Below are 21244 nucleotides of genomic sequence, written 5' to 3'. Positions count from 1 at the left end.
CCACTGGCTACCTGACGAGCGATCATGAATTTTGCCTGGTGAGACGAGCGTCGCGGTTTCAGTGATGCGCCAGGTGTTGCACAATAAGCACCGTTTGTCCTACCCCCGGAATCCACGATGTCCAGATCATCCGTCTTCGGTGCGCTCGGGCTGGCCCTTGTGCTGGCGGGCGTATCCGGTTGTTCCTCGAAGAAACCCGCAGTCTACGAGCACGAGAACTTCGACGACTCGGGCACCTTTTCGCGTAGCTTCCCGGTCAGCGAGGCCGGCTCCTGCGAGGCAGCCCGGCGTGCCCTGCTGAGCCAGGGCTACATCATCACCAGCAGTGGCGCCAACCAGGTCAACGGCAACAAGAGCTTCCAGCAGAACAGCGAGAACCACCTGCAGATCAGCTTCAACGTCACCTGCGCCCCCGACAGCAACGACGAGCAGGGTTCGACCATGTTCGCCAACGCGCTGCAGGACCGCTACACCCTGAAAAAATCCAATACCTCGGCCAGCCTGGGCGTAGGTGTGCTCGGTTCGGTGTCGATGCCGATCGGCTCGACCGACGACTCCATGGTCAAGGTGGCCAGCGAGACGGTGACGGCACCGCAGTTCTACGATCGCTATTTCGCCCTGGTGGAGAGCTACCTGCCCAAACCCAAACCGGCGAAGAAGGCAAAGCCCAAGGCCGAGGCGCCCAAGGCCGAGAAGCCGGCTGCCGACCTTGGCTTGCCGGAGCAGGTGCAGGCCCCGGTTGCCCCGCCGGCGGCCATGCCGGTGGCAGCCCAGGCTGTCCCCTCGGCACCGGCCGCACCTTCCCTGGCCGAGCCAGCGCCTGCCCAGCCCAGCGCGAGCGAGGCCGTGGAACCTGGCGCGGCTGAAGCACAGGTCGCGGCACCGGCCAGCGAGGTGCCGGTGGCGCCCACGGTGGACGACAGCCAGGGCTCCCAGCCGATAGCGCCACCCAGCGATCCGGCGCCGATCCAGGTGCAGCAGGAGCTGCCGGCAACCGAGGCGGAACCCGCCCCGCAAGCCTCGCCTGAGCCCCTGTAGCGGCGTTCATCCGCTGTTACAGGTGCGATGGGATAACTTCCAGGAGGCCTGCTACGTTTACCACTCATGGAGTTGTCATGATTCCTTCACCTGGCCAGCCTAGGGTGGCGGCATGACCCCAGAGTGCAAACGAGTGAAGAGGACGCAGGCCTATGGATGACTATCAGGAAGAACTGCTCGAAGACCAGGCATACCAACTGGATACCCCCGACCCGGCGGACGACGCCACCGAGCTCTAAGTGCCCGCCCGCCGCTGGTTGCGGCGAAACGCCCCCGGCGTCAGGCCGGTCCAGCGCTTGAAGGCGCGCTGGAAGGCCTCTGCCGAGGCGAACCCCAACAGATAGGCGATCTCGCCAAAGGCCAGCTCCGTATCGCGGATGTAGGTCTCGGCCAGGTCGCGTCGCGTGTCGTTGAGCAGGTCGCGAAAGCGGGTGCCTTCCTCGGCCAGCTTGCGGCGCAAGGTCCAGCTCGGTAACTGCAGGCGCTGCGCCACTTCTTCCAGGCCCGGTTCCCGCCCCCCGTTGAGCAAGGGGCCGAGCAGGTGGGTGATGCGTTCGCCCAGGCTGCGGATGCGGGTGCGCTGGGCCAGTTCCGCTTCGCACAGCTGCAACAGGTGCTGCCACGTGCTTGGGCAATGCTGCGGGTTGGCGCGTTCCAGGGTGGCCCGGCTCAGGCGCAGTTGGTTGTTGGCGGCGCCGAACTGCACCGGCGCGCAGCACAAGGCCTGGTACTGGGCGGCATAGGCGGGCGCCTCGAACTCGATTTCCATGCGCTCGGCCTGCACCGGCACGCCGGCCAGGCCCGACAGTTGCGCCAGCCAGCCGGCCAGCAGCGAGTCGACCACGAAGCGGTTGTAGGCGTTGTAGGGGCTGATGGAATAAAAGCGCAGCCAGGCGCCCTGGGCGTCTTCGATGAAGCTCGAACGGCCTCGGTAGTTGGCCGCGTACAGCGGTTCGAAGCGCAGCAGGGTGCGTGCCGCCTCGCCCAGGCAGGGCGCCTGGGCCGCTGTGACGCCGGCAAGGCCGGCTTGGGCCAGGCGGCTCAGGCTGCCCATGCGTAGCCCCAGGGCCGGATCGCCACAGCGCTCGATGGCGGCATGGCCCAGGTGCATGTAGCGCGGGATCGACAGGCGTGCGCCGGCCTTGCCCAGGCGCGCGGCATCCAGCCCATAGCGGAGCAGCAAGGGCGCCGGGTCGTGGCCGAGCTGGCGCAGCGCCTCGTCCAAGGGCTGGACGAAGCCTACCGAGAGATCACCCAGGCGTACGCGGGGGCGTGGCATCGCGTCACAGCCACAGGTTGAGCAGGCGGGCGCCGTGGCTCGGGTTGCCGGCCAACTGCTCGCCGGCATGGTTGGCAAAGCCCTGCCCATCGCTGCCCAGCTCCCAGAACTGGCCACGCAGGAACACGCTCATGCTGGTGGCCCCGGCATGGGTGGCGCCCAGGGTCAATTGCTGCCAGGCCGTCTGCTCGCTGACCTCGCCGCGCTGCAACGGCAGCTCGGCCGCGGCTCGCTGGTGGCGATTGCCACGCCAGGGGGCGCTCCAGCTGTCCTTGCCACTGAGGAATGCCGGGTTGGCGATCAGCTCCACCGACTGACGGGCCAGCTGCCGATGGTTTTCTGGATACCAGCTGTCGCTGCCCACCAGCACGCCGAGACGCCCTGCGGGGGTCTGCAGCACTTGCAGGGGATGCTGGCGTCCGTCCTGGACATAGCGGCGCATCTCGCTGTCCGGGTACTGCTGGCGCTGCGGCTGGCCGAGCACCGAGCCGTCGCTGGCGAAGACCAGGCTGCTGTTGAACAACGGGCCTCTGCCGGTGCGCAGCACGCCGTGTTCGACATGAGGGGCGGGCAGCACGATGGAGCCGGCCACCAACGTCACGCCGAATTCCTTGGCCAGGCCGCCGAACAACTGCTGGTAGTCGGCGGCCATCTGCTGCGCCTTCATGCGCAGGTGGGCGTCGGAGCGGCGGTCGTCACCGGTGGCGCCGAGCATGGCCAGGCCGTAGCGCAGCGGGTTGCTCAGCTCCAGCCACTGCCACGCCTCGCGGCGCTGGGTGACCTGGTACAGCTCGTTCTTCTCGCCCCGGGCCCACAGCCAGGTGCCGATATGCTCCGGCAGCACCACCACGGTGCGCGGGCCGACCAGCCCCAGGGCGCGGGCCTGTTCCAGGTAGGCGGAAAGCTTGCGGTGCAGGCGTTGCAGGTTCTGGTAGTCGCTGGGGTAGAGCAACGGCTCGATGCCCAGCAGGTTGCCCTGTTCGCCCGGCACCCCGTGGTTGAGCGCCAGCTCGATGCGCAGGTCGGAAAGGTAATGGCCTTCCGGGCGTTGCTGGGTCCAGAAACCATAGCCGCAGAGGGCGGCGATCATCACCAGCGCCAGGGCGCCTGCCAGGAGTTTTCGCATGAAGCTTTAGTTTTCGCTGGGAACGGGAATGGCCACGTGGAAAATCGAACGGATACTGGGCATTTTTCCACGAAACCTCGGGCGCTCGATGCATTGAATCTCGAACGATGGCCCTGTTCAACACCTGAAAACGACTGATGCACCAGGGGCTGCAGGGTTACGGAAGGGTAAAGGATAAGCCTGGTCGATGATAGGGTTTGGACCTGGGTCAATGCCAGTGGCCTGGGCGCTTAAAAGGCTGGAGTGGGCGGCTTGCACTCGCACCGCAGGGTTCAGCTAAGGATGAAGGCCAGCAGGTCGGCGTTTATCTCGTCGGCGTTCCCTGGCGCCACCAGTTGAGGATCACGCCCTGGTCCGCTTTGGCGCCTGGGCGGTTATAGCCATGGAACGGGCGACCACAGCCTTGTTATGAGCTAAGTGCAGCGTGGTCCAGCGCGGGTCGGGGGTGGGTGGCTTCAGCCACTTCGCCCCTTGGCTCTGCAGGACTCTAGGATTAAAGTGCACTTTAAGGTCAATCCATTTCAGAAGGTGTGTCCCATGAGAATCGGAGAGCTGGCCAGGATCACCGGCCTGGCCCCTTCGCGCATCCGCTTCTACGAGGCGAGCGGGCTGATCCAGTCGGTCGCGCGCAAGGCCAACGGCTACCGCGATTATTCGGCCGACGCGGTGTGGGTGCTGGAGATGATCACCAGTGCCCAGGCGGCCGGGTTTTCCCTGGAAGAGATCCGCCACCTGTTGCCGGTCGATTCGAACGGTTGGCAGCATGACGAACTGCTCCAGGGGCTCAAGCGCAAGGTCGAGGAAATCGAAGTGCTGCAACAGCGCCTGGCACACAACAAGGAGCAGCTGCTGCTGGTGATCGATGTCATCCAGAGCAAGCCCGAGGGCATGCCGTGCGTGGACAATACCCAGCGGGTGTTGAATCGGCTGCGCGAAGAGATCGCCCTGGGCAAGGCGAGCGTTGCGCCTGCACATGAGCAAGCTGGCAGGGCGCTGAAGTAGGGCGGGCGTCGACGCGGGCTGTCGCCGCCTGCATCGTCATCACTTGCCCGCGTTCAGCGCTGCCAGTGGCTTGGGCGCATACAGGGCGCTCTGGAACTCGGGCACGTATTCGTATTTCACCAGCTTGCCCAGCTTCAACGAGCGGATGTAGGTCGACAGGCTGCCTTCACCGAGCACCAACTCTGCCGAGTCCGCGCTCATGCTCGATGCATGGCGGGTCTGCCTGGACGTTGCATAGCCGTAGGTCAACTGGCCGTCGTGGTCGAGGTTGGTGAAGCTGTTCGTCACCAGGTCGGCTTCATGGGACAGGCCGTCGAGTTTCTTCGCCTTGAAGGTCACATCGACCTTGCCGGTCTGGTCGTCGAAGAGGTCGTACGAGACCGTCGCGGCTTCCTCTCGGCGGTTGATGTCTGTCAGCCATTTCGGCAGGTTGTAGCCCACCACGCCCCGCACACGTGCGAGCTCCGTGTTCACTGGGAGCTTGAGTACGTAACCCCAGAAGTCTTTCGACAGCGACTGCCCGATCAGGGTGAAGGGCCCGAGATTCGCTTTGCCAGGTTTGTTGGTGATGATCGACAGCGTGATTTCGTTGTAGCTGTCGTTGTCGCAGTAGTCGTAGGTGTAGGCCGTGAACGCCACCAGGCCCCGCCCCGGCCATACCTGCAGGGGCTGCACCTGCTCCAGCACCTGGGCCGGTATCAATGCGCGCAGGCGTTCGAGATCGGCCGTGTAGACAGCGGTCACGCGGCTGTTCTGGTAGTAGAAGTTCGGCGAGTAGGACTCGAACCCCATATCGACCTTGGTTTTTTCCAGGCCTTTGAACCAGCTCAAGTCCATGCCTGGCGCTTGGGCCTGGATCACCGACAGGGGAGGGTTGGAGCGGTAACGGTCGTACAGCCCGCCTTTGAGCACGGGCACCGGGTGACCCGCGATATCGATCACCGTGGTGTCGGCGTGCTTGGGGAGGCCGTTGGCGTCTGCCAGGGCGGCGTTCGCTAGGGGGGTCAGGAGTATGCCAGTCAGTGTGGCGACGGTTCCGAGTTTCACGTGTCAGTATCTCCAGGACGGGGCATCACGCTCGAGGCGTGCGGCCAGGGATTTCGCTCGGCGGTATGCCGGGTAGGTCTTTCACGTTCACCCTAACGTTTAACTTAACTTTAATGTCAAGGGCTGAGGGGGCGTCTTTTTCGGCGCTACAGTGTTGGATTTGGCAAATGCCCCTATCGCGACACAAGGCCCGAGTCAGCTCAGACCGGGGTGCAAGCCGGGCGGCCAGCCACTGAGGGGCTGTGCAGCAGGATCATCAAGTTGTCTGTTTCGATCATTGAGCGCGTTCAAACGGCTGTTTAATGTCGACGCCAGACAAACGACGGGGCCCGCCATGCCGGCCGAGGTACCCGCATTCCGTGATCATGCCTCATGGGGAGTTCTTCCATGGCCGCCGACCGCTATCCACACTTGCTGGCCCCGCTCGACCTGGGGTTCACCACCTTGCGCAACCGCACCCTGATGGGGTCCATGCACACTGGCCTGGAGGAGCGCCCCGGCGGCTTCGAGCGCATGGCTGCCTATTTCGCCGAGCGTGCCCGGGGCGGTGTCGGCCTGATGGTCACCGGTGGCATCGCGCCGAACGACGAAGGCGGCGTGTATTCCGGAGCGGCCAAGCTCAGCACCGAGGAAGAGGCCGAGCAGCACCGTATCGTCACCCAGGCCGTGCATGCCGCCGGTGGCAAGATCTGCCTGCAGATCCTCCATGCCGGGCGCTATGCCTACAGCCCACGCCAGGTGGCGCCCAGCGCCATCCAGGCACCGATCAACCCGTTCAAACCCAGAGAACTGGACGAGGCGGGCATCGAGAAGCAGATCGCCGACTTCGTCCAGTGCGCCGTGCTGGCCCGGCGCGCCGGTTACGATGGCGTCGAGATCATGGGGTCGGAGGGCTACTTCATCAATCAGTTCCTCGCCGCCCACACCAACCAGCGTACCGACCGCTGGGGAGGGTGCTACGAGAACCGCATGCGCCTGGCGGTGGAGATCGTCCGTCGGGTGCGTGAGGCGGTGGGCGAGGACTTCATCATCATCTTCCGCCTGTCGATGCTCGACCTGGTGGAGGGCGGCAGTACCTGGGACGAGATCGTCCTGTTGGCCAAGGCCATCGAGGGGGCCGGCGCCACCTTGATCAACACCGGTATCGGCTGGCACGAGGCGCGCATCCCGACCATCGCCACCAAGGTGCCGCGTGCGGCGTTCAGCAAAGTGACCGCCAAGCTGCGTGGCGTGGTGAAGATCCCGCTGATCACCACCAACCGCATCAACACCCCGGAGGTGGCCGAGGCGGTGCTGGCCGAGGGCGATGCCGACATGGTTTCCATGGCCCGGCCGTTTCTCGCCGACCCGGACTTCGTCAACAAGGCCGCCGAGGGCCGTGCCGACGAGATCAACACCTGCATCGGCTGCAACCAGGCCTGTCTGGACCACACTTTCGGCGGCAAGCTCACCAGTTGCCTGGTCAACCCGCGCGCCTGCCACGAGACCGAGCTGAACTACCTGCCTGTCGCCCAGGCCAAGCGCATCGCCGTGGTCGGCGCCGGCCCCGCCGGCCTCGCCGCAGCCACCGTGGCCGCCGAGCGCGGGCACCAGGTGACCCTGTTCGATGGCGCTGGCGAGATCGGCGGGCAGTTCAACGTGGCCAAGCGGGTACCGGGCAAGGAGGAGTTCTTCGAGACCCTGCGCTACTTCCGCAACAAGGTGAAGCGTACGGGGGTCGAGTTGTGCCTGAACACCCGTGTCAGCGTGGCCGAACTGGTGGCGGGTGGTTTCGACGAGGTCATCCTCGCGACCGGCATCAGCCCACGCACTCCGGCGATCCCGGGTATCGAGCATGCCAAGGTGCTCAGCTACCTGGACGTGCTGCTCGAGCGCAAGCCGGTGGGCGAGCGCGTGGCGGTGATCGGTGCTGGCGGCATTGGTTTCGACGTGTCCGAGTACCTGGTGCACCAGGGCGTGGCGACCAGCCAGGACCGTACCGCGTTCTGGAAGGAGTGGGGTATCGATACGCAGCTGCAGGCGCGCGGTGGCGTGGCCGGCATCAAGGCCGAGCCGCATGCGCCGGCCCGCCAGGTGTACCTGCTGCAGCGCAAGAAATCCAAGGTCGGCGACGGCCTGGGCAAGACCACCGGCTGGATTCACCGTACCGGGCTGAAGAACAAGCAGGTGCAGATGCTCAACGGCGTCGAGTACCTGGGCATCGACGACGACGGCCTGCATGTGCGTATCGGCGAGGGCGAGCCGCAGGTGCTGGCGGTGGACAACGTGGTGATCTGCGCCGGCCAGGAGCCGCTGCGTGAACTGCACGAAGGGCTGCTGGCGGCGGGGCAGTCGGTGCATCTGATCGGTGGCGCCGATGTGGCCGCCGAGCTGGATGCCAAGCGGGCGATCAACCAGGGGGCGAGGCTGGCGGCGGAGCTGTGAGCCGGCGATGGGCTGCAAAGCAGCCCCACTTGTACAGGGCCTGGGCCAACCGCACATGAGGCAGCTTTGCTGGGCCCTAGAGGCGCGCATGTCTCAACTGACCAGCAGCGTGCCAGCACCTGATAGACTCGCCCAATGTCTCCAGCCTTTTCCAATCTCCCTCAAGCCCCCTTGCAACCCTTGACCTTGCCCTGGCTCGACCAGGCCGGCGTCGAGGTCGCGGTGCTGCGCCTGGACCTGGTCGACCCGCTGCTCAGCGGCAACAAATGGTTCAAGCTCCGCCATCACCTGCACGAAGCCCGGGCAGCCGGCGCGCCCGGCCTGATCAGCCTCGGTGGCGATCACTCCAACCACCTCCATGCCCTGGCGGCAGCCGGTAAGCGCTTTGGGTTCGCCACCGCTGGCCTGCTGCGTGGTCATCCCCGAGACACTCCGACGGTGCGCGATCTCCAGGACTTGGGCATGGCGCTACATTGGCTGGGCTATGGTGGCTACCGGGCACGTCATGAGCCGGGTTTCTGGGACTCTTGGCAGGCGCGCTATCCAGGCTGGCACTGCATCCCCGAGGGTGGTGGCGGCCTGGCAGGGGCGCAAGGCTGCGGGTTGATCGTCGAACAGGGCAGGACGCAGCTGGCTGCCGTGGGCTGGGACGACTACGACGCCTGGTGGCTGGCTGCCGGCACGGGCACGACCCTCGCCGGCATCGTCCTGGCCGAAGCAGGCCGGCACCCGGTGCATGGCGCCCTGGCGGTACCCAGGGAGCATGGCGCGCCGCAGAATGTGGCGGCCTTGGCCGGCGCCCGCGGCTACGTATTGCACGAAGCTTGCCGTGGCGGTTTTGCCCGTATCGACGATGAACTGCTGGCCTTCATCGACGAAACCGAGCGCCAGACAGCCCTGCCGCTGGAGGCGGTCTACACCGGCAAGGCGCTGATGGCCCTGCGCGAGCAGGCCGCGGCCGGGCGGTTCGCGCCAGGCACGCGGCTGATCTTCCTGCATACCGGCGGCCTGCAGGGCCGGCGTGGCTACTTGTAGGGCAGCATGCGCAGCAGCGTGTTGTCGCGACGCACATAGTGGTGGTAGAGGCCTGCCAGGGCATGCAAACCGATCAGCCAGTAGCCCCAACTGCCGATCCGCTCGTGCCAGCCCTTGATGAACTTGGCCAGGTCCGGGTCGGGGGCGATCAGCGCCGGCAGTTCGAGGCCATAGAACGGGATCGGCTTGTTGGCGGCGCTGAGGATCAACCAGCCGGCCAACGGCAGGCCGATCATCATCAGGTACAACAGCATGTGCACCAGGTGGGCCAGGCCGGTCTGCCAGGCCGGTGGCCGGGGCACGATCGGCGGGGTGGGGCGCGCGAGGCGCATGGCCAGGCGCAGCCATACCAGCACGAACACCGTCAGGCCCAGGGTGAAGTGCAGCGTCTTCATCAGGTCGCGTTCGGCGCTGTCCTTGGGGAACAGCCCGCGCAGCTCGATGCAGGCGTAGACGGCGGCCAGCAGCACCAGCATCAGCCAGTGCAGGGCGATGGACAGGCGCGCATAGTGCGCGGCGGGTGTGGATGAAACCATGGTCGGTCCTCGTCATCAGCTCGGGATGGCGCTCTGGCGGCGCGTGTTTTCCACTCTAATCGCTGGTTTGGGATTTTTCCTTGAGCCAAGTCGTGTTCTGGCTGCTTTGCAGCTCATTCGCGGTGGGCCCGAGTTCAGAGCGAGTGGGGCTGCCTTGCAGCCCATCGCCGGCAAGCCGGCTCCCACAGGGTCCAGCGGTGTTCACCAATCTGTGTCATGCAGAGGACTGTGTACAGGCTGTGTGAAAACCCTCCGAGCAATCGGGCTGTTCAAAAAACAACCTGAAAATCGCGCTTCTACGCGTATTCTGGGTTAGTTGAGCAGCCAAGCTTTTCCAGCTTTCGCGTAGAAGCGCGATCCTGAAAAAGCATTGGAGGTTTTCACACAGCCTGCACAGGTATGGCGCAATCCTGAAGTTCGGCGCTAACCCTGTGGGAGCCGGCTTGCCGGCGATGGGGCGCGAAGCGGCCCCAGGGTGCGCGCGGTTTCACCCCGGCAGGTGGGGCCAACGGTCAGCCACCAGGAACAGCCGCTCGGTTTCTTCCCAGGCTCCGTCCTCAGCGGCCTGCAACCTGACCAGCAGTTGCGCGGGCGCCATGTCGTCCAGCCCTTCGAGCCAAGCCTCGAACCGTTCCGGCAACCAGCTGTCCTGTGCCTGTACCCGCGCCGGCGCCAGCCAGGCGTGACGCGGCAGGGCCTGCCAGCGGCCAGGGGTGCAGCCAGCCGCATAGGCCGGCCAGTCGCGCCGGTGCAGCCAGCGACCGCGCAGGTGGCGCGGCTCAGCCCCGGTCGGCGCCTCGGCCTGCCCGGGCCAGGGGTAGAACAGGTAGCCACCCAGCCACAGGTGCGCCTGCACCTCGTCCACCCCCAGTCGCGCCAGCGCCTGGCGGCTCTGCGGGCGTGCCGAAATCGGCAGCTGGTGCCCGGTCAGGTGCGAGAGCTTCAGGTCCAGGCGGTCGTGGCAGCCAGGCCCGAGCCAGTGCACCGGGTCATGGCCTGCGTCGCCCACCGGCCCGAGGTAGAGCTTGATCGCCAGTTCCAGGTGATGCACGCCCTCGCGGTCGCGCAGCAGGATGTCCAGCTCGCCCAAGGTATGCCCACCTTCGCGGATCGCCAGGTTGGCGGCCAGCAGCTCGATGCCCGGGGCCTGGCCCAGGGCGAACTGCCACAGGCTTTCGTAGTAGAGGCCCAGGCGGCGGCTGGTGAGCCGGGCCAGCCAACTGCGCAGGGGCTGGTCGTCGGCATCCAGCGCCAGCAGCCACTGGCGCAGGCGCTGCGGATCGTCGGCCCAGGCACTGGCCGCCAGCGGATGGCGCTGGCGGCAGGGCGGCGCGCGCAGCAACGGGGGCGATACCAGTGCCCAGGCCAGGTCGCGCACCGCAGGTTGGCGCAACTGGCGGGGCAGGGCGTGCAGATCGGCGAAGGGCGTCATCCTGCGAGCATAGCCGGTTTGCCGCTGGCGGGTCGTTTCGCCCATAATCCCGGCATCGGCGCCATGCGCCCGTCACCCGCCGCAGAGCCTCGCAGGAGCACCATGGAGCAATTTCGCAATATCGGTATCATCGGCCGCCTCGGCAGCTCCCAGGTGCTCGACACCATCCGCCGCCTGAAAAAATTCCTGCTCGAGCGCCACCTGCACGTGATCCTCGAGGACACCATCGCCGAAGTCCTGCCCGGCCATGGCTTGCAGACCTCCACACGCAAGCTGCTGGGCGAGGTCTGCGACCTGGTCATCGTGGTTGGCGGCGACGGCAGCCTGCTCGGCGCCGCCCGCGCCTTGGCCCGGCACAACATCCCGGTGCTGGGGATCAACCGTGGCAGCCTGGGCTTTCTCACCGACATCCGTCCCGACGAGCTGGAGGTCAAGGTCGCCGAGGTGCTCGACGGCCATTACCTGGTGGAGAACCGCTTCCTGCTGCAGGCCGAGGTACGCCGCCACAACGAGGCCATTGGCCAGGGCGACGCACTCAACGACGTGGTGCTGCACCCGGGCAAGTCGACGCGGATGATCGAGTTCGAGATCTACATCGACGGCCAGTTCGTCTGCAGCCAGAAGGCCGACGGCCTGATCGTCGCCACGCCGACCGGCTCCACCGCCTACGCACTGTCCGCCGGCGGGCCGATCATGCACCCCAAGCTCGACGCCATCGTCATCGTGCCCATGTACCCGCATACCCTGTCCGGGCGGCCGATCGTGGTGGACGGCAACAGCGAGCTGAAGATCGTCGTGTCCCAGGACTTGCAGATCTACCCGCAGGTTTCCTGCGACGGCCAGAACCATTTCACCTGCGCGCCCGGCGACACCATCACGGTGAGCAAGAAGCCGCAGAAGCTGCGCCTGATCCACCCGCTGGACCACAATTACTACGAGGTCTGCCGCACCAAGCTTGGCTGGGGCAGCCGCCTTGGAGGTGGAGGCGACTGATGCTCGATCCGGCGCGAAGTTTCGACATCATCGGCGATGTGCACGGCTGTGCCCTGACCCTCGAACGCCTGCTCGATACCCTGGGCTACAAGCGCGTGGGCGGCGTCTGGCGCCATCCCTGGCGCCAGGCCCTGTTCCTCGGCGACATCGTCGATCGCGGCCCGCGCATCCGCGAAGCGCTGCACATCGTCCACGACATGGTCGAGGCCGGCCAGGCCTTCTGCATCATGGGCAACCATGAGTACAACGCTCTGGGCTGGGTCACCCCGGCGTTGCCCGGCAGCGGCAAGACCTTCGTCCGCGAGCACACCCCGCGCCATGCCCGCCTGATCGACGAGACCTTGACCCAGTTCGCCCAGCACCCCGGCGACTGGCACGACTTCCTGCAGTGGTTCTACCAGTTGCCGCTGTTCCTCGACGCCGGCCGTTTCCGCCTGGTGCATGCCTGCTGGGACCCGCGGCTGATCGAGCCGTTGCGCCAGCAGTACCCGGACGGCTGCATCGACGCGCATTTCGTCCAGGCCTCGGCGGTTTCCGGCAGTTTCGCCGCGACCGTGTGCAACCGCCTGCTGCGTGGCACCGACATGCGCCTGCCGGACGGCCTGACCCTGACTGGCGGCGACGGCCTGACCCGCGCCTTCTTCCGTACCAAGTTCTGGGAGGAAGACCCGAAGACCTACGGGGACATCGTGTTCCAGCCCGACGCCCTGCCCGAAGAGGTGGCCCGCACGCCACTGAGCCGCAGCGAGAAGAACGCTCTGCTGCGCTACGCCGAGGACGAGCCGCTGCTGTTCGTCGGCCACTACTGGCGCAGCGGCCGGCCGGCACCGATCCGCGACAACCTCGCCTGCCTGGACTACAGCGCGGTGCTGTACGGCAAGCTGGCGGCCTATCGGCTGGACGACGAGACACGCATCGACCCGCACAAGTTCGTCTGGGTCGACGTCGACCGTCCGCAGGCCAGCCAATGAATGTGATCGAAGTGATGCGCCTGCCGCTTGCGGTCGACCTCAGTGGCTTCGTCGCCCTGCTGCGGCGCCTGCAGGTGCCGCACCGGGTGGTCGAGGAGGGCGAGGAGCAGGTGCTCTGGGCGCCCCCGCACCTGGCCGACGACGTGCGCCAACTGTACCAGCGCTTCCCCGATGGCAATGCCGACCTGGAACTGCCCGAGGGCACCGCTCTGGCGGAGAACGGCCCGAGGCCGCCGTCGCTGGCGGAGCAGGCCCGCGCCTGCAAGGTCACCGTCGCCGTCCTCCTGCTGTGCCTGGTGGTGGCTGGCCTCACAGGGTTGGGCGAGAGCCTCTCGACCATCGGCTGGTTCACCTTCCTGCAATTTCACGTGCAGGGCGACTACCTGTACTTCACCCCGCTGGCCCAGGGCCTGGCCGAGGGCCAGTGGTGGCGGCTGGTATCGCCCATGCTGCTGCACTTCGGCATCCTGCACCTGGCGATGAACGGCCTGTGGTACTGGGAGCTCGGGCGACGTATCGAGCTGCGCCAGGGGCCTTGGAGGCTCCTGCTGCTGACCCTGCTGTTCAGCCTGGTTTCCAACCTGGCCCAGCATTTCGTGGGCGGCCCCAGCCTGTTCGGCGGTTTGTCCGGGGTGCTCTACGGCTTGCTCGGGCATGTCTGGCTGTACCAGTGGCTGGCGCCCAACCCGTTGTTCAGCCTGCCCAGGGGCGTGCTGGCGATGATGCTCATCTGGCTGCTGGTGTGCCTGAGCGGTGTGGTCAGCCAGCTGGGCTTCGGCCAGATCGCCAATGCTGCCCACGTTGGCGGGCTGCTCATCGGATGCCTGACCGGGCTCTTGGGTGGGGCGCTTGCCCGGCGTAAACTGTCGGCCTGACTGAGGAGACGCTATGTCCACGTTCGCGCAAATGATCGAAAACATCACCCCGGAGATCTACGAAAGCCTGAAGACGGCCGTGGAGATCGGCAAATGGGCCGACGGCCGCAAGCTCACCCCCGAGCAGAAGGAACTGTCGCTGCAGGCGGTGATCGCCTGGGAGATGAAGAACCTCCCGGAGGAGCAGCGCACCGGCTACATGGGCCCGCAGGAATGCGCCTCGAAGTCGGCGCCGATCGCCAACCTCCTGTTCAAGTCGGACTCGGTACATTGATCGAACTCGCACGTGGCTCTCTGAGCAAGATGGCGGTACGCCTGGAAGCACCGGTCGTGCAGTACGCCTTTCGCCTGGGCGAGGAGCAGGTGCCGGTCAACCCGCTGATCGGCAAGTCCCTGCGCCTGGAGTACCTCGGCGCCATCCATTGCACCCACTGTGGCAAGCGCACCAAGACCAGCTTCAGCCAGGGCTACTGCTACCCCTGCATGACCAAGCTGGCCCAGTGCGATGTGTGCATCATGGCCCCGGAAAAATGCCACTACGACGCCGGCACCTGCCGCGAACCGTCCTGGGGCGAGCAGTTCTGCATGACCGACCACGTGGTGTACCTGGCCAACTCGTCGGGCATCAAGGTCGGCATCACCCGGGCCACCCAACTGCCCACCCGCTGGCTCGACCAGGGCGCCAGCCAGGCCTTGCCGATCCTGCGCGTGGCCACCCGGCAACAGTCCGGGCTGGTCGAGGACCTGCTGCGCAGCCAGGTGCCGGACCGCACCAACTGGCGTGCCCTGCTCAAGGGCGATGCCGAGGCGCTGGACCTGCCGGCCATCCGCGAGCGGATCTTCGACGCCTGTGCCGAGGGCCTGCGCGCCCTGCAGGAGCGCTTCGGCCTGCAGGCCATCCAGCCGTTGCCGGATGCCGAGGTGGTCGAGATGCGCTACCCGGTCGAGGCCTACCCGTCGAAGATCGTCAGCTTCAACCTCGACAAGAACCCGGTGGCCGAAGGCACGCTGCTGGGTATCAAGGGCCAGTACCTGATCTTCGACACCGGCGTGATCAACATTCGCAAGTACACGGCCTACCAATTGGCCGTGCACCAGTAAAAGGACCGCCACCATGCGTACCGAACAACCGCAAGTGATCTACCTCAAGGACTACCAGGCGCCCGAGTACCTGATCGACGAGACGCACCTGACCTTCGAGCTGTTCGAGGACCACAGCCTGGTCCATGCGCAACTGGTCATGCGCCGCAACCCCGCGCGTGGCGCGGGCCTGCCGCCGCTGGTGCTCGATGGCCAGCAACTGGAGCTGCTGGGCGTGCAACTGGACGACCAGCCCCTGGCCGCCGGTGACTACCAGCTCGACGATGACAGCCTGACCCTGCAGCCCAAGGCCGAGCGCTTCACCGTCGACACCAGCGTGAAGATCCACCCGGAAAGCAACACGGCCCTCGAGGGCCTGTACAAGTCCGGCAAGATGTTCTGCACCCAGTGCGAGGCCGAGGGCTTTCGCAAGATCACCTACTACCTCGACCGCCCGGACGTGATGAGCACCTTCACCACCACGGTGATCGCCGAGCAGCATCGCTACCCGGTGCTGCTGTCCAACGGCAACCCGGTCGGCAGCGGCACCTTCGAAAAAGGCCAGGGCGAAGACGGCCGGCACTGGGCGACCTGGGAAGACCCGTTCATGAAGCCGGCGTACCTGTTCGCCCTGGTCGCCGGCGACCTGTGGTGCGTCGAGGACAGCTTCACCCGCCAGTCCGGCCGGGACGTCACCCTGCGCATCTACGTCGAGCCGGAGAACATCGACAAGTGCGACCACGCCATGGCCAGCCTGAAGAAGTCCATGCGCTGGGACGAGGAGGTCTATGGCCGGGAGTACGACCTGGACATCTTCATGATCGTCGCGGTCAACGACTTCAACATGGGCGCCATGGAAAACAAGGGCCTGAACATCTTCAACTCCAGTTGCGTGCTGGCCCGCGCCGAGACCGCCACCGATGCCGCCCACCAACGGGTCGAAGGCGTGGTGGCCCACGAATACTTCCACAACTGGTCAGGCAACCGCGTGACCTGCCGCGACTGGTTCCAGCTGTCGCTCAAGGAAGGCTTCACGGTGTTCCGCGATGCCGAGTTCAGCGCCGACATGAACTCGCGCACGGTCAAGCGCATCGAGGACGTGGCCTACCTGCGCACCCACCAGTTCGCCGAGGATGCCGGCCCTATGGCCCATCCGGTGCGCCCGGACAGCTTCATCGAGATCTCCAACTTCTACACCCTGACCGTGTACGAGAAGGGTGCCGAAGTGGTGCGCATGGTCCGCACCCTGCTGGGCACCGAGGGTTTCCGCAAGGGCAGCGACCTGTACTTCGAGCGCCATGACGGCCAGGCGGTGACCTGCGACGACTTCATCAAGGCCATGGAAGACGCCAACGGCGTCGACCTGACCCAGTTCAAGCGCTGGTACAGCCAGGCCGGCACCCCGCGCCTGGAGGTCAGCGAGGCCTACGACGCCGCGGCGCAGACCTACAGCCTGACCTTCCGCCAGAGCTGCCCGCCGACGCCCGACAAGGTCCAGAAGCAGCCGTTCGTGATCCCGGTGGAGCTGGGCTTGCTCGATGCCCAAGGCAACGACCTGCCGCTGCGCCTGGCCGGCGAAGCCGTGCCCCAGGGCACCAGCCGCGTGTTGTCGGTGACCGAGGCCGAGCAGACCTTCACCTTCGAAGGCATCGCCGCCAAGCCGCTGCCGTCGCTGCTGCGCGGCTTCAGCGCGCCGGTCAAGCTGGGCTTCCCCTACGACCGCGACCAGTTGATGTTCCTCATGCAGCACGACAGCGATGGCTTCAACCGCTGGGAAGCGGGCCAGCAGTTGTCGGTGCAGGTGCTGCAGGAGCTGATCGGCCAGCACCAGCGTGGCGAGGCGCTCAGCCTCGACCAGCGCCTGGTCGATGCGCTGGGCACCGTGCTGGGCAACGAAGCGCTCGACGCGGCCATGGTCGCCGAGATGCTCTCGCTGCCGGGCGAGGCCTACCTCACCGAGATCAGCCAGGTGGCCGACGTCGACGCCATCCACGCCGCCCGCGAGTTCGCCCGCCAGCAGATCGCCGAGCAACTGTTCGATGCCCTGTGGGCGCGTTACCAGGCCAACCGCGAGGTGTCGCGCAACACCGCCTACGTCGCCGAGGCCGAGCACTTCGCCCGCCGCAGCCTGCAGAACATCGCGCTGTCGTACCTGATGCTCAGCGGCAGGCCCGAGGTGCTGGAAGCGACCCTGGAGCAGTTCGACCAGTGCGACAACATGACCGAGCGCCTCACCGCCCTGGCGGTGCTGGTCAACTCGCCGTTCGAGGCCGAGCGGGCCAAGGCCCTGGAGGCCTTCGCCGAGCACTTCAAGGACAACCCGCTGGTCATGGACCAGTGGTTCAGCGTGCAGGCCGCCAGCCCGCTGCCGGGTGGCCTGGCGCGGGTCAAGGCGCTGATGCAGCACCCGGCCTTCACCTTGAAGAACCCCAACAAGGTGCGTGCCCTGGTCGGCGCCTTCGCCGGGCAGAACCTGGTGAACTTCCATGCCGCCGATGGCTCGGGCTATCGCTTCCTCGCCGACCTGGTGATCGAACTCAACGCCTTCAACCCGCAGATCGCCTCGCGCCAGCTGGCGCCGCTGACCCGCTGGCGCAAGTACGATGCTGCGCGCCAGGCGTTGATGCGTGGCGAGCTGGAGCGGATCCTGGCGTCGGGAGCGCTGTCCAGCGATGTGTATGAAGTGGTGAGCAAGAGCCTGGCGTAGGACGGGTCGATACGGGGCTGCAAAGCAGCCCCGATTGATCACCGATGTCTTGACTGATCGGCCCCGCGATCCCTTCAGATGCTTAACAAAACATAACGTCCCACTCGTTGTCTTTCTGCCGATATCCCCGATAGGATGGCCCCCAAGCTATTGCAGGGCTCTGGAACAGGGTTTTCGCAGTACCTGCCAATAGATTGACCCACTACAAGAACACAACAGGGGACGGTCATGAGGGAACGGCTGATGGCGGATGCCAGGCGTGGTGCCTGGTCACTGGCGGCTGGCGCGATGCTGGCGCTGGCACTGGGAACGTGGGCAGGCAGTGTGGGCGCGGCGGCGGCCGAGGCGTATTCGACGGAGTCGGCCAAGGCCAGCCAGAGCCTGCTGATCGACACCACCCACGCCGGCAAGCGCCTGGTGGTGGTGGGCGACCGTGGCCATATCCTGTTCTCCGACGACCAGGGCAAGACCTGGACCCAGGCCCGGGTGCCCACCCGGCAACTGCTCACGGCGGTGTTCTTCCTCGACGACAAGCGCGGCTGGGCCGTGGGCCATGACGCCCAGATCCTCGCCAGCAACGACGGCGGCGCCACCTGGAGCAAGCAGTTCGAAGACCTCGCCCGCGAAGCCCCCTTGCTCGATGTCTGGTTCCTCGATGCCCGCCACGGTTTCGCCGTGGGCGCCTACGGCGCCTTGCTGGAGACCACCGACGGCGGCCAGCACTGGCAGGACGTCGCCGAGCGCCTGGACAACCCCGACCAACTGCACCTCAACGGCATCGCCAGGGTCAAGGACGCCGGCCTGTTCATCGTCGGCGAGCAGGGCAGCATGTTCCGCTCCAGCGACGACGGCCAGACCTGGTCCACGGTCGAAAGCCCCTACGAGGGGTCGCTGTTCGGCGTGATCGGTACCGCACAGCCACGTACCTTGCTGGCCTATGGCTTGCGCGGCAACCTGCTGCGTTCCAGTGATTTCGGCGACAGCTGGCAATCGATCGACGTCGAAGCCGCCCGTGGCCCGCTCGAATTCGGCCTGGCAAGCGCTACGCTTCTCGATGATGGCAGCCTGGTATTGGTCGGCAATGGCGGCAGCGTGCTGCGCAGCCACGACGACGGCCAGACCTTCACGGTCTACAACCGGGCCGATCGCATCGCCCTGGCAGGGGTCAGTGGCTTGGCCGACGGTCGCCTGCTGCTGGTCGGCCAGGGCGGCGTGCACCTGGCCACCGCCGAAGGTGCCGAGGAGGTGCAGCCATGACCCACCGGGAGACATTCGACATGCACCAGCAGCACCACCAGGACAAGGCCACCCTGCTCGAGCGGCTGATCTTCAACAACCGGCCGGTGGTCATCTTCCTGTGCCTGCTGGTGAGCATCTTCCTGTTCTGGCAGGCCACGCAGATCCGCCCGTCCACCAGCTTCGAGAAGATGATCCCGCTGGAGCATCCGTTCATCGAACAGATGCTCGAGCACCGCAACGACCTGGCCAACCTCGGCAATACCGTGCGCATCTCGGTCGAGGCGGTCAACGGCGACATCTTCGACAAGGACTACATGGAGACCCTGCGGCAGATCCATGACGAGGTGTTCTACATCCCCGGCGTCGACCGCGCGGGGCTGAAGTCGCTGTGGAGCCCGAGCGTGCGCTGGACCGAGGTCACCGAGGATGGCTTCGCCGGTGGCGAGGTCATCCCCAACACCTACGACGGCTCGCCCGCAAGCCTCGATGCGCTGCGCGACAACGTGCTTAAGTCTGGCCAGGTCGGGCGCCTGGTGGCCAACAACTTCAAGTCCAGCATCGTCGACGTGCCGCTGCTGGAGAACTACCCGGACCCGCAGGACCAGGGCAAGTTGCTGGCGCTCGACTACCAGCAGTTCTCGCACCAGCTGGAAGAGAAGATCCGCGACAAGTTCCAGGCCCAGAACCCCAACGTGAAGATCCACATCGTCGGCTTCGCCAAGAAAGTCGGCGACTTGATCGACGGCCTGGTGATGGTGGCGATGTTCTTCGGTGTGGCCCTGGCCATCACCTGGGCGCTGCTGTACTGGTTCACCTGGTGCATCCGCAGCACCATCGCCGTGCTCATCACCACCCTGGTGGCGGTGGTCTGGCAGTTGGGGTTGATGCACGCGGTGGGCTTCGGCCTTGACCCGTACTCGATGCTGGTGCCGTTCCTGATCTTCGCCATCGGCATCTCCCATGGGGTGCAGAAGATCAACGGCATCGCCCTGCAGTCGAGCGGCGCCGACAACGCCCTGACCGCTGCCCGGCGCACCTTCCGCCAGCTGTTCCTGCCGGGGATGATCGCCATCCTCGCCGATGCCGTGGGCTTCATCACCCTGTTGATCATCGACATCGGGGTGATCCGCGAGCTGGCCATCGGTGCCTCCATCGGCGTGGCGGTGATCGTCTTCACCAACCTGATCCTGCTGCCGGTGGCGATCTCCTACGTGGGCATCAGCCAGAAGGCCATCGCCCGCAGCAAGAAGGATGCGACCCGCGAGCACCCGTTCTGGCGCCTGCTGTCCAACTTCGCCAGCCCCAAGGTGGCGCCGGTGTCCGTCGGCCTGGCCTTGCTGGCTTTCGCCGGCGGGCTCTGGTACAGCCAGAACCTGAAGATCGGCGACCTCGACCAGGGGGCCCCGGAGCTGCGTCCCGACTCGCGCTACAACCAGGACAACAACTTCATCATCAGCAACTACTCGACCAGCTCCGATGTGCTGGTGATCATGGTCAAGACCCCGTCGGAGAGCTGTTCGATCCACTCGACCATGGCGCCGATCGACGAGCTGATGTGGACCATGGAGAACACCCCGGGGGTGCAATCGGCGATTTCCCTGGTGACCGTGTCCAAGCAGGTGATCAAGGGCATGAACGAGGGCAGCCTGAAGTGGGAAACCCTGTCGCGCAACCCGGACATCCTCAACAACTCCATCGCCCGTGCCGACGGCCTGTACAACGCCGACTGCTCCCTGGCGCCGGTGCTGGTGTTCCTCAACGACCACAAGGCCGAGACCCTGGAGCGGGTCACCGCGGTGGCCAAGGCCTTCGCCGACAGCCACAACCGCGACGACCTGCAGTTCTTGCTCGCGGCCGGTAACGCCGGTATCGAGGCTGCCACCAACGAGGTGATCAAGTCGGCCGAGCTGACCATCCTGGTGCTGGTGTACATTTGCGTGGCGGTGATGTGCCTGATCACTTTCCGTTCCTTCGCCGCGACCCTGTGCATCGTCCTGCCGCTGGTGCTGACCTCGGTGCTGGGCAACGCGCTGATGGCCTTCATGGGCATCGGCGTGAAGGTCGCCACCTTGCCAGTGGTGGCCCTCGGCGTGGGCATCGGCGTGGACTATGGCATCTACATCTACAGCCGCCTGGAAAGCTTCCTGCGCGCCGGCCTGCCGCTGCAGGAGGCCTACTACGAGACCCTGCGCTCCACCGGCAAGGCCGTGCTGTTCACCGGCCTGTGCCTGGCCATCGGCGTCTGCACCTGGATCTTCTCGGCGATCAAGTTCCAGGCCGACATGGGCCTGATGCTGACCTTCATGCTGCTGTGGAACATGTTCGGCGCCCTGTGGCTGTTGCCGGCGCTGGCGCGCTTCCTGATCAAGCCGCATAAGCTGGCGGGCAAGGAGGGCGGATCGATCTTCGCGCATTGATCAAAAAGGGGGCCGCCATGCGGCCCCTGGCTATAATGGCCAC

General features: G+C 66.0%; 17 protein-coding genes. 12 read left to right on the top strand and 5 right to left on the bottom strand.

Going from position 1 to position 21244, the window contains the following annotated elements; all coding sequences use genetic code 11:
• The first annotated feature begins 117 nt into the window (after positions 1-117).
• On the top strand, positions 118-1038 hold the full coding sequence (locus ACDI39_RS09050) for a DUF2242 domain-containing protein (protein WP_225787015.1): 921 nt from the start codon (positions 118-120) through the stop codon (positions 1036-1038).
• A gap of 235 nt (positions 1039-1273) precedes the next feature.
• On the opposite strand, the gene ACDI39_RS09045 is transcribed toward ACDI39_RS09050, so the two are convergent.
• Both ACDI39_RS09045 and ACDI39_RS09040 read right to left on the bottom strand, forming a co-directional pair.
• A complete protein-coding gene (locus ACDI39_RS09045) occupies positions 1274-2317 on the bottom strand; it encodes an AraC family transcriptional regulator (protein WP_225787014.1) in 1044 nt (347 codons plus the stop codon).
• Positions 2318-2321: 4 nt separating this feature from the next.
• Positions 2322-3443 carry a carbon-nitrogen hydrolase family protein gene (locus ACDI39_RS09040; protein ID WP_225787013.1) on the bottom strand — a complete coding sequence of 374 codons (1122 nt, stop codon included), beginning with the start codon at positions 3441-3443 and terminating at the stop codon, positions 2322-2324.
• A gap of 537 nt (positions 3444-3980) precedes the next feature.
• Between ACDI39_RS09040 and ACDI39_RS09035 the strand changes: the two genes are divergently transcribed.
• Positions 3981-4445 (top strand): MerR family transcriptional regulator, encoded by a 465-nt coding sequence (locus ACDI39_RS09035; RefSeq protein WP_225787012.1) that lies wholly within the window; start codon positions 3981-3983, stop codon positions 4443-4445.
• 39 nt (positions 4446-4484) lie between these two features.
• Here the strand turns inward: ACDI39_RS09035 and ACDI39_RS09030 are convergent, their stop codons facing one another.
• Entirely contained in the window at positions 4485-5453 is a 969-nt protein-coding gene (locus ACDI39_RS09030; RefSeq protein WP_253167599.1) for an acetoacetate decarboxylase (ADC), read from the bottom strand.
• Positions 5454-5879: 426 nt separating this feature from the next.
• On the opposite strand from ACDI39_RS09030, the gene ACDI39_RS09025 reads away from it, so the two are divergent.
• The gene (locus ACDI39_RS09025; RefSeq protein WP_225787011.1) at positions 5880-7916 is read left to right on the top strand and encodes an NADPH-dependent 2,4-dienoyl-CoA reductase; all 2037 of its coding nucleotides are present in this window, start codon (positions 5880-5882) and stop codon (positions 7914-7916) included.
• Between the two features lie 135 nt (positions 7917-8051).
• Complete coding sequence (locus tag ACDI39_RS09020) at positions 8052-8951, top strand: 1-aminocyclopropane-1-carboxylate deaminase/D-cysteine desulfhydrase (protein WP_225787010.1); 900 nt, start codon at positions 8052-8054, stop codon at positions 8949-8951.
• Here ACDI39_RS09020 and ACDI39_RS09015 read toward each other — a convergent pair.
• Positions 8942-9487: a cytochrome b gene (locus ACDI39_RS09015; protein WP_253080976.1), complete on the bottom strand. Its 546-nt coding sequence runs from the start codon at positions 9485-9487 to the stop codon at positions 8942-8944. The two genes, ACDI39_RS09020 and ACDI39_RS09015, sit on opposite strands and share 10 nt — an antisense overlap.
• A 487-nt stretch (positions 9488-9974) precedes the next feature.
• A complete protein-coding gene (locus tag ACDI39_RS09010; protein ID WP_253090873.1) occupies positions 9975-10964 on the bottom strand; it encodes a DUF1853 family protein in 990 nt (329 codons plus the stop codon).
• Positions 10965-11021: 57 nt separating this feature from the next.
• Between ACDI39_RS09010 and ACDI39_RS09005 the strand changes: the two genes are divergently transcribed.
• The 8 genes from ACDI39_RS09005 to ACDI39_RS08970 all read left to right on the top strand — a co-directional run bounded on the left by ACDI39_RS09005 (position 11022) and on the right by ACDI39_RS08970 (position 21201).
• Positions 11022-11912 (top strand): NAD(+) kinase, encoded by an 891-nt coding sequence (locus tag ACDI39_RS09005; RefSeq protein WP_225787007.1) that lies wholly within the window; start codon positions 11022-11024, stop codon positions 11910-11912.
• Positions 11912-12883, top strand: a complete 972-nt coding sequence (locus ACDI39_RS09000; RefSeq protein WP_225787006.1) for a metallophosphoesterase — start codon at positions 11912-11914, stop codon at positions 12881-12883. Before ACDI39_RS09005 ends, ACDI39_RS09000 begins: the two co-directional genes overlap by 1 nt.
• Positions 12880-13758 carry a rhomboid family intramembrane serine protease gene (locus ACDI39_RS08995; protein WP_225787005.1) on the top strand — a complete coding sequence of 293 codons (879 nt, stop codon included), beginning with the start codon at positions 12880-12882 and terminating at the stop codon, positions 13756-13758. Before ACDI39_RS09000 ends, ACDI39_RS08995 begins: the two co-directional genes overlap by 4 nt.
• A 13-nt stretch (positions 13759-13771) precedes the next feature.
• Positions 13772-14032 carry a YeaC family protein gene (locus tag ACDI39_RS08990; RefSeq protein ID WP_225787004.1) on the top strand — a complete coding sequence of 87 codons (261 nt, stop codon included), beginning with the start codon at positions 13772-13774 and terminating at the stop codon, positions 14030-14032.
• Positions 14029-14859: a DUF2797 domain-containing protein gene (locus ACDI39_RS08985; protein WP_225787003.1), complete on the top strand. Its 831-nt coding sequence runs from the start codon at positions 14029-14031 to the stop codon at positions 14857-14859. The genes ACDI39_RS08990 and ACDI39_RS08985 overlap by 4 nt, the downstream gene beginning before the upstream one ends.
• Before the next feature lie 13 nt (positions 14860-14872).
• Positions 14873-17545 (top strand): aminopeptidase N, encoded by a 2673-nt coding sequence (pepN, locus tag ACDI39_RS08980; RefSeq protein ID WP_253090874.1) that lies wholly within the window; start codon positions 14873-14875, stop codon positions 17543-17545.
• A gap of 228 nt (positions 17546-17773) precedes the next feature.
• Positions 17774-18802, top strand: coding sequence for a WD40/YVTN/BNR-like repeat-containing protein (locus ACDI39_RS08975; RefSeq protein ID WP_225787001.1), 1029 nt, complete (start codon positions 17774-17776; stop codon positions 18800-18802).
• Positions 18799-21201, top strand: coding sequence for an efflux RND transporter permease subunit (locus ACDI39_RS08970; protein ID WP_225787000.1), 2403 nt, complete (start codon positions 18799-18801; stop codon positions 21199-21201). Before ACDI39_RS08975 ends, ACDI39_RS08970 begins: the two co-directional genes overlap by 4 nt.
• The last annotated feature ends 43 nt before the right edge of the window (positions 21202-21244 follow it).

The sequence above is a fragment of the Pseudomonas sp. Tun-23181 genome (assembly GCF_057415455.1).
Note: the sequence above shows the minus strand (reverse complement) of the source record. Positions and strands in the feature narration are given on the sequence as shown.